A 15,546-nucleotide genomic window follows, 5' to 3' on the forward strand; every position below is an offset into this window, starting at 1 on the left:
ATTTCATTAAATTGATTGGAGGAAGAGCGTTGTCGTTATTCAAGCGATTAGGCGGAAAAGAACATCCATCCATTCCATCACAAGTAAAAGGAAACGATGCTAAAAAAACAAATCGAAATACTGAATTAGAAATGCGATTGCATAATTACATCGTTGAGGAACTTAAAAATCATCCAGATCAAACAGAAGTTATAGATAAAAAACGTTTAAAAGAAATATCCGAGTCATTCTTTCAATTTGAAAGTGATTATATAACATTTGAACAAAAAACCCAGCTCATTGATGCGGTAGAATATGAACTCTTTGGATATGGCCCCATTACACAGCTTCTTTCAAATCCGCAAATAACTGAAATTATGGTAAATGGACCAAATGATGTTTATATCGAACGGAAAGGTAAGCTCATTAAAAGTGATGTCACGTTCCACAACGATCAACATGTATTGAAAGTGATCGAACGGATTGTTTCACCATTAGGTAGGAGAATTGATGAAAGTAACCCAATGGTAGATGCTCGGCTACCTGATGGCTCAAGGGTAAACGCCATTATACCACCTTTGGCATTAAATGGACCGACCATTACAATTCGAAAATTTTCACAAAAACCGTTCGGCATTCAAGAATTAATTCAATTCGGTACATTGAGTAAAGAAATGGCAAAGTTTATTGAAAGCTGTGTCAAAGCTAAGCTAAACATCTTTATAAGTGGTGGAACGAGTTCTGGAAAAACGACTACTCTTAATGTTTTATCGTCCTTTATTCCAAATGATGAGCGAATTATTACAATCGAAGATGCTGCGGAGTTAAAGTTACATCAACAGCATGTTGTGAAACTGGAATCCAGACCTTCCAATATTGAAGGTCAGGGTGAGGTAAAAATACGTGACTTGGTAAGGAACTCATTACGTATGAGACCTGACCGAATCATCGTTGGTGAGGTTCGTAGTGCAGAAGCACTGGATATGCTTCAAGCAATGAATACTGGCCATGAGGGAAGCTTAGGTACAGGGCATGCAAATACTCCAAGAGATATGCTAGCCCGCCTTGAAACGATGGTACTAATGGCTGGGATGGATCTCCCTGTTCGTGCGATTAGAGAACAAATTGCAGGTGCTTTAGATCTAATTATTCATCAGTCAAGACTAAAAGATGGTAGCCGGAAAATCACTCATATTACCGAAGTTGTTGGAATGGAAGGAGATACTATTATCCTCCAAGACATATTTCTATTTAAAGAAAAAGGTCAAGGCATTGATGGAAAAGTACTTGGTGAATTTATATCTACAGGCATCCGACCTAGTTGCGCTGACAAACTTGCACTCCAAGGTTTAAATTTTCCATCTGAATGGATAAAAGGGGAGTGGTAGTTTGGAAAACGTTATATTATTTATGGTCCTTTATCTTTTCTCCACTCTGTTTTTTGTATTGGTAGGAATGTTTATATTAAGACAATCCATAGTTAATAAGATTGATTTACGTATTAAAACATATGTTCCCGAATCATTAAATGAAAGAGAATCATTAGAAGAGAAAAATAAAAAATTTAAAACTCCCACTTTGATTACTTCCATTGGAGCACTTATCAAAGGACTCCCAATGAATACAAAATTAAAGAAAAAAATTGAAGAAGCTGGTTTACCTATTAAACTAGAAGATTTTTATGTTGTTAGGATCGGCTCAGCTGTTATATTTTTTCTAATTTCGATTCTTTTAAAATACCACATAATAATTAGTATCATTTTCTTTGTCATTGGTTTTTGGCTCCCTATTTTGTATGTCAACCACAAAAGGAACAGACGTCTTGCTCGTTGTGTCAATCAATTAGCAGAAACACTTGGAATCATGGCAAACTCATTAAGAGCAGGTTTTAGTTTTATGCAAGCAATGCAATTGATAGGTAAAGAAATGCCAGATCCAATTGGCACTGAATTCGAACGAACTGTTCAAGATATTGCCTATGGCGTACCGATAGAAAAAGCTTTTGAAAATATGGTGACACGATTGCCAGATAAAAATTTAGAGATGGTACTAAGTGCATTGTTAATTCAACGAAAATCAGGTGGAAATTTAGCTGAATTACTTGAAACGATGCAGGAAACCGTCCTTGGTAGAGTACGGATAAAGGATGAAATTAAGACGTTGACAGCTGAAGGTCGGATTTCGGGAATTATTATTACGTTAATTCCAGTTGCCTTAGGTGTTTATTTATATTTTGTGAATAGAGATTACTTTGGAATACTTTTAGAAGAACCTCTTGGCTTATTAATCTTGGGATTAAGTGTTTTCTTTCTTATAGTTGGCTGGTTCGTAATCCGGAAGATTGTTAGAATTGAGGTGTAACGGATGGTCGTATTCTTGTTAGTATTGAGCTGTTTACTGTTTTTAATATTCGTAACTGCTGGGATTTTGTTAACTGTTTTCAGTAGCGAGATTCAGATTGAACGTCGACTAGCTGATCAATTTGGTTCAATCACTAAAATTAATAATACAAGTAAAAACGCTATTAAAAAGGACAATTTTTTAAATCGTGTCCTTCGCCCTTATTTTCTTTACATTCGAAAAAAAGTGATTGAAAAAATGTCTAGAAGTTCAATTAAAGAACTAAATAAAAGGATCCGGGATGCAGGACGTCCATTTAATTTAACCGCGATTGATTTTCGGGTTGCTCAAATAAGTATTGGGTTATCTGTATTTTTTAGTTTTGGGTTATTTATCTACCTGTTCACGTTAAATTTATCTTCTGCAATCCTATTAGGAATTGCAATTGGGGGAATAGCGTTCATTTTACCAAGTTTCTACTTAGACTCTTTAAAGAAGAAACGCATTCAACTAATTGATAAAAATATGGCAGACTTTTTTGATATGGTGACCTTATCCATTGAGGCAGGAATGGGATTAGAACAAGCTATTTCGAATGTATGCCGCCAAATTAGAGGTCCAATTTCAGAAGAGTTTTTAGTTACGCTAGAAGATATGAAATTGGGGAAGTCTAGAAGAGAAGCGTTATTTAATTTACGCAGTCGTGTTCCATCTGATCATTTCCAAAGTATTATAACATCCATCATTCAAGCAGGGGAATTAGGAATCGGACTTGGTAATTTAATGCGTACTTTGACACAACGAATCCGTAATCATCAACGGGAACAAGTACGAGAAAAGGCAATGAAAATGCCTGTTAAAATATTATTTCCAATGGTTTTCTTTATGTTCCCTTCATTATTTATAGTAATTTTAGGTCCATTTGTCGTAAATCTATTAGTGAATGGATTATTTTAAATGAAAATGGGTACTATAAAAGATTGTAGGTCCTCTTCAATGAGTTTTCCTACAATCTATTTATTTTGCTTTCGAAATAACCTTTTCTTAATATTGCAAATAATTTCTCTGTATTTCAACATTTTAGGTCATAAATATAACTTATTACAAAAGATAATTTTAATGTAATTTACTTATGTATTGAATTCGGGTATGATAATCATTGAAGAAAAGACACATTTTAAAGCCTTTTCCAATTAGAAATTAGGGGGAGTACAAATGGCAAGCAACTTACACAATAGCCGTTCATCATTTGAAGTAAATGGTAAAACGTATAACTACTACCGTTTAACTGCAATTGAAGAAGCTGGTATCGCAAACGTATCACGCCTTCCATACTCAATTAAAGTATTACTTGAATCAGTATTACGTCAATATGATAACTATGTAATCAAAGAAGAACATGTTAACAATTTAGCGAAATTCGGTAATGGAGCAGATCCAGAAGGTGAAGTACCATTCAAACCATCTCGTGTTGTATTACAAGACTTTACTGGGGTTCCAGTAGTAGTTGACTTAGCTTCTTTACGTTCAGCTATGAAAGAGTTAGGTGGAGACCCTAACAAAATCAACCCAGCTATTCCTGTTGACCTTGTAATTGACCACTCAGTACAAGTTGACAAATACGGTAATGCTTCAGCATTACAAGCAAACATGGATTTAGAATTCGAACGTAACGCAGAACGTTACAACTTCTTAAAATGGGCTCAAACTGCTTATGATAACTTCCGTGCTGTACCACCTGCAACAGGTATCGTACACCAAGTTAACTTAGAGTATTTAGCTCCAGTTGTACACGTACAAGAAAACGAAGATGGCACATTTGAAACATTCCCAGATTCAGTAGTAGGTACTGACTCTCATACAACAATGATTAACGGTCTTGGTGTACTTGGATGGGGTGTTGGTGGTATCGAAGCAGAAGCAGGAATGTTAGGACAACCGTCTTACTTCACAATTCCTGAAGTTATCGGTGTTAAATTAACTGGTGAACTTCCAAACGGTGCTACAGCTACTGACCTAGCGTTAAAAGTAACTCAAGTTTTACGTAAACGCGGTGTAGTAGGTAAATTCGTAGAATTCTTCGGTCCTGGTGTATCTAAATTACCACTTGCTGACCGTGCAACAATCTCAAACATGGCTCCAGAATATGGTGCTACATGTGGTTTCTTCGCAATCGACGAAGAGTCATTAAACTATATGCGTTTAACAGGCCGTGACGAAGAGCATATCGCTGTAGTAGAAAACTACTTAAAAGCAAATAGCTTATTCTTCGATCCATCTTTAGAGCCTGTTTACACAGACGTATTAGAAATTAAATTAGAAGATATTGAACCAAACCTTTCTGGTCCAAAACGTCCACAAGACTTAATTCCACTTTCAGATATGAAAGCTCGTTACCATGAAGCTGTTACAGCTCCAATGGGCGTACAAGGTTTCGGTTTAACTGAAGATGAATTCTCAAAAACATCAACAATTAAATTTGCTGATGGTGACGTAGAAATGCCAACAGGTGCTGTAGCAATTGCTGCTATTACATCTTGTACAAATACATCTAACCCATACGTTCTTTTAGCTGCTGGTTTAGTTGCTAAAAAAGCTGTTGAAAAAGGTATTCAACCACCTGCATGGGTTAAAACTTCTTTAGCACCAGGATCTAAAGTAGTAACTGGTTACCTAGAAGATTCAGGTTTACAAGATTACCTAGACCAAATCGGTTTCAACACTGTTGGTTACGGTTGTACAACATGTATCGGTAACTCAGGTCCATTACTTCCTGAAATCGAAGAAGCTATTAAAGACAAAGACTTATTCGTAACTTCAGTTCTTTCTGGTAACCGTAACTTCGAAGGTCGTGTTCACCCATTAGTAAAAGCTAACTACTTAGCTTCACCACCATTAGTTGTTGCTTATGCATTAGCTGGTACTGTAGATATCGACCTACAAAAAGATTCTTTAGGTAAAGACAAAGATGGAAACGATGTATTCTTCGCTGACATCTGGCCTTCAACTGAAGAAGTGAACGAAGTATTAAATAGAGTAGTAACTCGTGAACTATTCATTAAAGAATATGAAACTGTATTTACTGCTAACGAAAAATGGAATGCAATTGAAACATCAACTGATTCTCTATACACATTTGATGAAAAATCAACTTACATTCAAAACCCACCATTCTTCACTGGTCTTTCTAAAGAGCCTGAAGCAATTAAAGGTCTTGAAGGATTACGCGTAATCGCGAAGTTTGGTGACTCTATTACAACTGACCACATTTCACCAGCTGGTGCAATCGGTAAAGATACACCTGCAGGTAAATACTTACAAGAAAACGGTGTAGCAATCCGTGACTTCAACTCTTATGGTTCTCGTCGTGGTAACCATGAAGTAATGATGCGTGGTACATTTGCTAACATCCGTATCCGTAACCAAGTAGCTCCTGGTACAGAAGGTGGATTCACTACTTACTGGCCAACTGGCGATGTTGAGTACATTTACGATGCAGCTATGAAATACCAAGCTAACGGTACTGGTTTAGTAGTATTAGCTGGTAATGATTACGGTATGGGATCTTCTCGTGACTGGGCTGCTAAAGGTACATTCCTATTAGGAATTAAAACTGTTATCGCTCAAAGTTACGAACGTATCCACCGTTCTAACCTAGTAATGATGGGTGTATTACCACTTCAATTCATGCCAGGTGAGTCTGCAGATACATTAGGTTTAACAGGTAAAGAAGAAATCTCTGTTAACTTAACAGACGATGTAAAACCACGTGATGTATTAACTGTAACTGCTAAAGCTGAAGATGGTACAGTGAAAACATTCCAAGCTCTTGCTCGCTTCGACTCAGAAGTAGAAGTAGACTACTACCGTCATGGTGGTATCCTACAAATGGTACTTCGTAACAAAGCAGCAGAAAACTAATTTACTGCAATAAATAAAAAGGTAAATTTCTCATTATGAGAAATTTACCTTTTTTTGTGTTGTAAACCTATGACTCTTACAATAAAATAAGGATATAAAGGATTTTAATAGATTATTTACATATTTTTAACATCCCAAACAAATCTATTAAACAATCCTTTATTATAGTTAATTCGTACTGTAAATATTAATTCGGAGGTATTACATTTTGAAGAAAAAAACAATGTCTAAAGTATTCAATGCAACATTAGCAACTTCGGTAGTAGTTGGATCTGGGTTGTTAGTAACACCAGCACAAGCTGAATCTATTTCTTTTACTGACGTAAAAGAAGATAGTATTTATTATCAAGCGATCATCGAACTTGCAAAAATAGGAGCAATTGAAGGTTCTTCTGATAGTACATTTAAACCAGGGGATTCTATTACTCGTGGACAAGTTACAGAAATTCTTTCAAAAGTTTTAAACTTTCAAACAGTAGAAACATCAAATGAACCAATTACACGTGCAGAAATGGCATCATTACTAGCTAATGCATTTTATCTTACAACTTCAAATACTGAAGAATTACCATTTAAAGATGTAGATTCTGATGATGCTGAAGCTATTAAGAGTTTATACGATAATGGTGTAACAACTGGTACTTCAAATACGACATATTCTCCAGATGGAACAGTAACTAGAGAACAAGCTGCTCTATTTATCTACAGAGCATTAAATGTTAGTCCTCAAACTAAAGCAGCATTTGAATTAAAAATTATGCATAGTAATGATACACATTCACGAGTAGAACAAGCTGCTAAACGTGCTCAAGCAGTGAAAGATGTACGTGCTAAAAATCCAGATGCATTATTACTTGATGCAGGGGATATGACAACAGGTACACTTTATTACAACCTGTTCAATGGACAAGCTGACTTAGAATTCTTTAATTATATGAAATATGATGCTGTAACTTTTGGTAACCACGAGTTTGATGCTGGATCTTCTGATACTGGTCTTCAAACTTTAGTTGATTATATTAAAGGTGCAGATTTCCCATTTGTTTCTTCTAACATTGATTTCACACAAGATGAAAAATTCACTGGTTTATTCTCTGACTTAATCTCTAGTGAACCTGAAAATGGAAAAATTTATAACGGTATTGTAAAAGAAGTGAATGGAGAAAAGGTAGGTATTTTTGGTTTGACTACGGCTGAAACAGCTGATATTTCATCTCCAGGTGCCCTTACTTTCGAAAATTATTTAGAAGAAGCTGAAAAAGCAGTTAAAGCCTTTGAAGGATTAGGTGTAAATAAAATTATCGTTCTTTCACACCTTGGATACGATGATAATCCTGCAATTGATAATGACCAAGAATTAGCTAAACGAATAAATGGAATTGACGTTATCGTTGGTGGTCATAGTCATACTAAACTTGATGCACCTGTTGCAATTACTACAGACGAAAACGGTGAAGCAAAAGATACTACTTTAATCGTTCAAGCATATCAGCATAGCGATTTCTTAGGTACATTAGACGTTGGTTTTGACGAAAATGGTGTAGTTGTTGACTATAATGGAAAATTAATTGCACTTGGTGATTATGCTGAAGATCCAAAAGCATTAGAAATATTAAAACCATACCAAGAAGAAGTTAAAGCTTTCGGCGATACTGAATTAGGTGTATCAACTGAAGTTGAATTATCTAATCCACGTGTATCTGATGAAGGGAATACAGAAGAGCTAAGTGTAAGAAAGAACGAAACTATTTTGGGTAACTTAATTACTGATGGTATGTTAGCAAAAGCTAAACAATATACAGAAAAAGAAGTTATCATGGCTTTACAAAACGGTGGGGGAATCCGTGCAGCAATCGATGCAGGTCCAATCACAGTTGGTGAAGTAAATACAGTATTACCATTCGGTAACACACTAGCAATTATGGATGTAACTGGTGCTGAGCTTAAAGCTGCATTTGAACATAGTTTAGGACAATACCCATCAGAAAATGGCGGATTCCTACATGTAGCAGGCGCTAAAGTAGAATTCGATTCTACTAAACCAGCGGGTGAAAGAGTAGTGAGTATTGCATATTTAGATGCTTCTGGTAATTATGTAGAATTAGAAGACTCTAAAACTTATACTGTGGCAACAAATGCTTTCACTGCTAAAGGTGGAGACGGCTTTACAATGTTCGGCAAAGCATATGAAGAAGGTCGCGTAACTGATTTAGGTTTATCAGATTGGGAAAATTTAAGTGAACATTTACAATCTTTAGAAGCTCTTCCAACTGAAACAGAAGGTAGAATTGTAGATATTTCAGTAGAATAATCTATTAAACTATCGAAAAAAGATAGAGGATATATGACCTTTAGTCATATATCCTTATCTTTTTATATATTTCAATAAATCTCAACTTCAATACATATTATCAAGTTTAGAAAAATAGAATAATAGTAAGAAGTATTTTAATATTAAGGGAGTCTCTATCTTAAAAAAGGTTGGGAAACTATGAAAAAACGATATTGTATATTTGCAAAAATTCGTGATGGTAGGTTTTATTTATTAAATTTTGATAATGAGTCTATCATTGACTGTCTCGAACAAGTTCCTCCACCAGAAGGATTATTAGCAATAGCAAATTGGCCCATTGACAAACATACAGAAGTTGAGTTTTTTGTGGAGTTGATCAATGGCAATATTCTTTATTACCATCTATTAGATAGGCATTTGAATAGTAAAGAAACTGTAATTTTAGATAAAACAGAATTAGACCATTAAAAAAACGTGCACCTCATAAAATGAGATTGCACGTTTATTTTTTTACCATTCAATATTTGCAATTATGCCTTCATCATCATGAAGATCTAACAAAATTCGAGCAGACATTGAATCTTTGTTTAACTGCTCATCAATGTAAAGTCGAAGAGCAGCAATAAGATTTGCTGTTTTATAATAATCATTTTGACCATGTACAGACGCTTCAGCAGCAAAGCCATTTTCGTCATCATACATTAGTTCAACTTCGACTTCAGCAGGGCTTACTTGTCTAAATTTAGCATGAAATAAACAAACAGCATTTACTACATCTTGTTCACTTAATGTTATTTTCTCCAATTTTCCGTAACCTCTTTATCTTTTCTACGTGTAATCATTTGGAAGATCTTCACGCAAAGAGCAAGAACAACAACAATTGCAATTGCATTGATAGCAAATCCTAAAATATTTCCGATTAGGCCCATATCAGAGAATAAGCTACCAAATAATAATCCAGCTAATCCACCAACCATTAAGCCTTTCATTAAGCCGCCAGAATTGAAGCCGCCTTTGTTCGTTGTATTTGTATTAGATTTGTTAACATTTGACGTATTTGTGTTATTATCTTTGTTTTGAATGTTTGAATTGTTACTTTTTGGTGTGCTTGTGAAACCTTTTTTCCCTGATTTGTAAGATTTCGCTTCAGCAGTTTGTACGTCATCTCCAAAAAGTAATACGGTACCTACACTAGAAAATACTAAAGTGAAGGCAAGGAAAGTTGCTGATAAAAGTATTGATAGTTTCTTCATTCTAATCCTCCATCCTTTAATTAGCACTATATGCACTAAACTTAAGTATAACAAAGAAAAGTCTCTGAAAAAAAGTAAATACTACTATTTTTCATAGAATTTAATTTTCTTATACTTTGTTTACGTTATTATGGATGAAAAGTTTCAAATAAAAACGGCGAATATTTATTTAATTTCACCACTAATTTCTAATACAAATACAAAATTAACCCTTTTTTACGATGTTATGGTAGTGTTAAATAGTGAGATCAATCAGGAGGCTTTCATATGACTAACAATGTAACAGTACAATATAATGGATTAGTTTTATTAACAGGGTATTTGCAGCGTTTATTCGTAGCAGAAACAATCTATCGTCGAACAAACGAACCATACGATGAAAAACGATTTAATGAGATTAAAACTCTAATGGATGAAGTATATACAATTGTTCCAAGTTTTGAACAGACGGGAACATTCACTATGGGGCAAAAAGTTCAATTACAATTGATTGTTCAAAAAACAGAAAATCTTATGTCTACATATTTTAAACAAATGCCACTATCTTTTAATCAAAAATTAGCTATTGTAGGGTCATCATTATATGCAGAACAACATGTAAATGAAGGGATTATTCGTTTAGGTGAAGTTTTTAACGTAGAAATTAATGAAGACTTTAAAAAGAGAAGAAAGTATTATGAACAACGTACAAAATTAATTGATTACATAGTTTTTGTATTACATCATAACGAGCAGCCAGAAGAGAATGCTACTAAGCAAATTGATCCTTGGTTTCATGATGTCATGAAAAACAAAAGTGGAATTGAAGAAGACTTTAAACAAATTAATGAATTAATCGAATTAAATTAAAGTTGTAAATGGCCGTCACCAATTTGATTGGGACGGCCATTTTTATTATTTATAAAATACTTTGTCATTATTATATTTCGCACGAAGGAAATTAATTGCATATGTTTCGTAAATTTCACGTTCCATTGGATCTTCCACTTCATATACTTCAATTTTGTATACTTCATCGCGATATTTTTTAATTGGAGATACATTATCTTCAAAATGTTTTTTAATGCGTTGGCGTAATTTACGGGCTTTTCCTACAAACAATACTTCATTTGCTTTATTGTAAAATAAGAAAAATCCACCATTTTCACGAGTGATTTTATGGAGATCGATAAATCCATTAACCGGTGTAATTGGAGCTTCGCCTTCTTTTAGCTCTTGTTTTCTTTGATAAATGACTACATCTGGTTTTGGTAATTCTATTTTAATCAAATTCTTCACATCCTGTTTTGCTTAATATGTTGTAATGTTTCCATTTGTGACCATTCCTCATTATATATGAAGTGTCGATGAATAAGAAGCGATATTCTTTTATTTTATTATTTACCTATTGGCACAAATCTATCATTTTGACGCTGATTTTTATTACTGTATAATGATTTTAGAGGTGAATAAGATGTTTGTTAGTGAAAAAAACATAGAAATTCGTTATGCAGAAACCGATCAAATGGGTGTTGTATACCATGCCAACTATCTCGTTTGGATGGAGATAGGTCGAACACAACTTATTTCTGAGATTGGTTTTAACTACGCGGGACTTGAAGAACAAGGATATATTTCTCCAGTATTAGATATATCGATACAATATAAAAAATCAATGCGTTATGGACAAATTGCTACTGTCCGCACATGGGTTAAATCCCACACAAAATTACGGACTACATATGGATATGAAATCCTTCATGAGGATGGATCGATTGCTGCAACAGCAACTTCATTACATACCTTAATTAAAAAAGACAATTTTAGACCTGTATCACTTAGTAAAGTAGATCCAGTATGGGATGCAAAGTATACAGAAATTGCACTTGAGAAGTAAATTATTGACTAGCGAAATGTCGCTAGTCATTTTCATTGTTTGAAACTTCACTACAAACAGAAACCAAAACTTGATATAATGACGATTGTTAAACAAAAAATTGAGGAGGTATGTTCATGGTACAAAAGTTAGCAGAAATAGATACTGTTAAATGTTTTATCGTACTAACAAATACAGCACGTGAAGCTATTAAAGAACATTTTTCAGATGAACATGCCTTATTCAAAATGCAACAACATTTCCTAGTTTACATAGAGAAACAAACAATCGATCAATCTTCCATTTCGTTATCTATATTTTTTGATAACAAACGAAACAATATGCTATCCAAAAAATTCGGTGGCCGAGTTGTAATTATGGATTGCGTATTTGATTTAAAAAATGGACTTGTAGCAAAAAGTTTTCGAACTAGAGGTGGAAATACGCCTGTTGAAACGAATCGCAGGAAACCCCTTCGAATCCATTTCGTTGCATCACGAATTAATGGACATACATATCCGAAAGAATTTATTAAATTATTAGCTGAATTACCCGTTGCCCAAGAACGTTTCGATTATGTTAATAAACGAATTACAAGCTGGGAAGGGTATTTAAAAGTTTTAAATAAAAATGCAGATATAGAAGATATTGAAGCTAAGTTTCATTCTGTTCAATTTCATCCTGACTATTCCGCTGTTTCATTACAATGCAATGGAATAGATGACAAACAGTGGAAACAGTTAAAAGGCTTGAGTGCATATGTCAGAGGCTTTAAAAGAGAAATTGGTGAAGTTACAAAAGTTAATCGCGGTAGTCGACAAATTGATATTCAACTAAGTCCGTTCGTTGCTAAATTAGCGAAAAAGGGCGAATTCGACTTTTCCTCTGAATTTATAACCTTCAGTAATGCTTCAACAAAATCTCAGCTAAATCGATTATTAAAAGGATTTGAACGACTTAAGGATGGTCTAGCTGCGAATGCAAATCTTGAAAATATCCTCTTTGAAGACAAACCAACCATAGTAGAAAGAAAAAAAGATGTAGAAATCGAATTTCATAATAATTTAAATGAATATCAACGAGAAGCAGTTATTGGTGCGATGAGTGCTGAAGATTTATATGTCATCCAAGGCCCACCTGGTACTGGTAAAACGACAGTTATTTCTGAGATTTGTTATCAGAATTCAAAAGCCGGGCTAAAGACTTTGATCGCATCCCAATCAAATCTAGCAGTTGATAATGCATTAGGACGTCTTCTTTCTAACAAAGATATTCGAATATTACGCTATGGTCGTACGGAAAGTATTGAAGAAGAGGGTAAAAAATTCATTGAAGAAAATGTAGCAGAATATTGGAAACAACAAACATTAGATGCGGTTACCGAGGAAATTACGAATCACCAAAGTAAAGAACAACAACTACAACACGAGATAGAACAATGTAACGAACAAATTGAAGCGTTAAATAATAAAAAGGTTGATCTTCAAAAAGCTGTTGAAGCAAAACAAAAAGCTGAAGAAGAGCTTTCAAGGATTTCTGAGGAAATTTCAGAGTTAAAAAAGAAAATTATCCCTCTAAAAAAAGAGCGGGAAAAAACAGAACAAACGTTAGAAAAGTTAAATGATTCAAAACAAAAAATTGATTCAAAGATCTCAGAGCTGAATGAACAATTAGTAGCTATTGGATCAGTTGATGAAATTGAAAAAACAATACAAGAACATAAAGAACAGATTGTGAAGACTGAACAAACGATTCAGTTTTTAAAACTTTCTCATCAACTTCGTCAATACGAAGCACAACTTGCAGAAATTACAGCTGAACTTAGTAAATATGATTCTACCTCTTCAAATTTAACTAATACGATTGAAGAAATTAATGGGATGAAAAAAATTTATGATATTGAACAGTTCATAGAAAACCATGAAATTCGTAGAGGGTTTGTTTTAAATCAGTTGTTTTTCGATTTAGAGAAACTTCAAAAGCAGTTAGAAAATTACTCAACTTTTAGAGATATTTCATCCCGCTTAAAAAAGGCGATTGAATATGCGAACAATACTCTTGGAATTCATGTTGATATAGATCAACTTCCGGATAATCATCACTATTCATTGCAAGAAGTAAACGAATTTTTATCAAAGCTAAGTTTAGCTTTTGCACAAAAGAAAATTAATAAAGAAAATGGTATCCGTTCAGTACAGGGTTTGTATTTACGTAAGTTGTATTTACATCAACTAGGACAAATATATAACGAACATATTCAAGAATCTAAAATTGTTTTTTCGAAAATAAAAGAAGAAATAATTCATCAACTGACAAACCAAGCTGGAAACCATCAAAATGTAATTCAGTCATTAAAAAGTAAAGAAAATCACATTTCTAGTCTTATTGAACAAACAAAAGGGGAATTAGAAACTTTTTCAGAAGTAGAAAAAAGTGATTTATCAATCGAAGAGTTACAGACGGCTCGAAATAACCTTCGAAATGAGATTGAAAAGCTACAAACAGATATCCAAAAAACGTCCGAACTTCAATCAAAACTTTCTGCTAGAAAAACTGAAGAAGAACAGGTAACAACTGAAATTACAAATGGGCGAAATGTTCTAGATGAAATGATTCAAGAACTAAAACAACTAAATGCTTCTGGTATACAACTAGAAAAGAAATATTCAGAGGTTGAACAAATAACAAAACAAAACCCTGAAGCCGAATTAGAAAAGACAACTGGAAAAATTCACCAGCTGCAGGAACAAATTAACCAACTCAATAAAAAAATAGAAATTCTACCTGTAACGCAGTCCTTACAAAATGATTGGAAAGCTTTATTAGATCAATCTACCGAACATGACTTACAAGAGATCCGTAACCTTTATGTAAAGCATGCCAATGTAATTGGTACAACATGTGTTGCTTCAGCGAATAAAGAATTTATGGATAACTACCCTGTTTTTGATGTGGTGATCATAGATGAAGTATCAAAAGCGACTCCTCCAGAGTTGTTACTGCCTATGTTAAAAGGGAAGAAAGTCGTCTTGGTAGGGGACCATCACCAGTTACCACCATTAATTGGTGATGAAACTTTTGAAGAAACATTAGAAGAAGTTATTAAAGAAAGTAATACCTTTGAACAAAAAAGAGAGCTCGAAAAACTACTAGAGGAATCGTTATTTGAGCGCTTATACAAAAATTTACCACGCTCAAACAAACAAATGCTTGCCATTCAATATCGTATGCATGAAAACATTATGCAAACGATCGCACCTTTCTATCAAAATGAAAATGATTCATTACAATGTGGCTTAACTGATTCAGATGCTGTTCGTGATCATAAACTTGAAAGTAAATTAATCGCAAGGAACGACCATTTACTATGGTTTGACGTTCCAAATGAACCTCAATACTTTGAACAAAGAATGAAAGAAGGTTCGAGTTTATTCAACGAATCAGAATTGAAGGTCGTTCGTAAATTACTAATTGATATGAACGAAGCAACAGCGAAAGGTAAATTAGAAGGTACTTTTGATAATGACGCACTTAAATCAGTTGGTGTAATCAGTTTCTACGCTGAACAAGTAAATCGCATCAATCGTTTAATTGACGAATTAAACCTAGAACATTTACATATCCGTACTGGATCTGTCGATAAATTCCAAGGGATGGAAATGGATGTTATTTTAGTAAGTATGGTACGTAATCATGACAACAAACATGGTGGTATTGGATTTGCGAAGGATTATCGTCGACTAAATGTAGCATTATCTCGTGCAAGGGAACTGCTTGTGTTAATTGGTAGTACAGATATGTTTACGAAACGACCAAATAACAAAGAAACTAAAAAGATGTACCAGACTCTTTTAGACACAGTTCAACATCAAAACGGGTACCGATACTACATTAACAACTAATTA

Annotated in this window: 12 protein-coding genes; 9 read left to right on the forward strand and 3 right to left on the reverse strand. The window is 34.0% G+C overall.

Annotation, left to right across the window (positions count from 1 at the left end; all coding sequences use genetic code 11):
- The first annotated feature begins 29 nt into the window (after positions 1 to 29).
- From CRO45_RS06065 to CRO45_RS06090, 6 genes are all read left to right on the forward strand, one after another.
- Positions 30 to 1,367 (forward strand): CpaF family protein, encoded by a 1,338-nt coding sequence (locus CRO45_RS06065; RefSeq protein ID WP_235864531.1) that lies wholly within the window; start codon positions 30 to 32, stop codon positions 1,365 to 1,367.
- Position 1,368: 1 nt separating this feature from the next.
- Positions 1,369 to 2,340: a type II secretion system F family protein gene (locus CRO45_RS06070; protein ID WP_097148762.1), complete on the forward strand. Its 972-nt coding sequence runs from the start codon at positions 1,369 to 1,371 to the stop codon at positions 2,338 to 2,340.
- 3 nt (positions 2,341 to 2,343) lie between these two features.
- Positions 2,344 to 3,276 carry a type II secretion system F family protein gene (locus CRO45_RS06075; RefSeq protein WP_097148763.1) on the forward strand — a complete coding sequence of 311 codons (933 nt, stop codon included), beginning with the start codon at positions 2,344 to 2,346 and terminating at the stop codon, positions 3,274 to 3,276.
- A gap of 258 nt (positions 3,277 to 3,534) precedes the next feature.
- The gene (acnA, locus tag CRO45_RS06080) at positions 3,535 to 6,240 is read left to right on the forward strand and encodes an aconitate hydratase AcnA (protein ID WP_097148764.1); all 2,706 of its coding nucleotides are present in this window, start codon (positions 3,535 to 3,537) and stop codon (positions 6,238 to 6,240) included.
- 208 nt (positions 6,241 to 6,448) lie between these two features.
- The gene (locus tag CRO45_RS06085; RefSeq protein WP_235864532.1) at positions 6,449 to 8,551 is read left to right on the forward strand and encodes a 5'-nucleotidase C-terminal domain-containing protein; all 2,103 of its coding nucleotides are present in this window, start codon (positions 6,449 to 6,451) and stop codon (positions 8,549 to 8,551) included.
- Positions 8,552 to 8,731: 180 nt separating this feature from the next.
- On the forward strand, positions 8,732 to 9,001 hold the full coding sequence (locus CRO45_RS06090; protein WP_097148765.1) for a hypothetical protein: 270 nt from the start codon (positions 8,732 to 8,734) through the stop codon (positions 8,999 to 9,001).
- 42 nt (positions 9,002 to 9,043) lie between these two features.
- Here the strand turns inward: CRO45_RS06090 and CRO45_RS06095 are convergent, their stop codons facing one another.
- Both CRO45_RS06095 and CRO45_RS06100 read right to left on the reverse strand, forming a co-directional pair.
- Positions 9,044 to 9,337: a YxcD family protein gene (locus tag CRO45_RS06095; protein ID WP_097148766.1), complete on the reverse strand. Its 294-nt coding sequence runs from the start codon at positions 9,335 to 9,337 to the stop codon at positions 9,044 to 9,046.
- A complete protein-coding gene (locus CRO45_RS06100; protein ID WP_097148767.1) occupies positions 9,325 to 9,786 on the reverse strand; it encodes a hypothetical protein in 462 nt (153 codons plus the stop codon). The genes CRO45_RS06095 and CRO45_RS06100 overlap by 13 nt, the downstream gene beginning before the upstream one ends.
- A 267-nt stretch (positions 9,787 to 10,053) precedes the next feature.
- Here CRO45_RS06100 and CRO45_RS06105 point away from each other — a divergent pair, with 267 nt between their 5' ends.
- The gene (locus CRO45_RS06105) at positions 10,054 to 10,635 is read left to right on the forward strand and encodes a hypothetical protein (RefSeq protein WP_097148768.1); all 582 of its coding nucleotides are present in this window, start codon (positions 10,054 to 10,056) and stop codon (positions 10,633 to 10,635) included.
- Between the two features lie 45 nt (positions 10,636 to 10,680).
- On the opposite strand, the gene CRO45_RS06110 is transcribed toward CRO45_RS06105, so the two are convergent.
- Positions 10,681 to 11,055: a nucleotide excision repair endonuclease gene (locus CRO45_RS06110; protein ID WP_097148769.1), complete on the reverse strand. Its 375-nt coding sequence runs from the start codon at positions 11,053 to 11,055 to the stop codon at positions 10,681 to 10,683.
- Between the two features lie 184 nt (positions 11,056 to 11,239).
- On the opposite strand from CRO45_RS06110, the gene CRO45_RS06115 reads away from it, so the two are divergent.
- The gene (locus tag CRO45_RS06115; protein ID WP_097148770.1) at positions 11,240 to 11,662 is read left to right on the forward strand and encodes an acyl-CoA thioesterase; all 423 of its coding nucleotides are present in this window, start codon (positions 11,240 to 11,242) and stop codon (positions 11,660 to 11,662) included.
- 116 nt (positions 11,663 to 11,778) lie between these two features.
- The gene (locus tag CRO45_RS06120; protein ID WP_097148771.1) at positions 11,779 to 15,543 is read left to right on the forward strand and encodes a DEAD/DEAH box helicase; all 3,765 of its coding nucleotides are present in this window, start codon (positions 11,779 to 11,781) and stop codon (positions 15,541 to 15,543) included.
- The last annotated feature ends 3 nt before the right edge of the window (positions 15,544 to 15,546 follow it).

It is taken from the genome of Ureibacillus acetophenoni, assembly GCF_900220965.1.
Classification (GTDB): domain Bacteria; phylum Bacillota; class Bacilli; order Bacillales_A; family Planococcaceae; genus Ureibacillus; species Ureibacillus acetophenoni.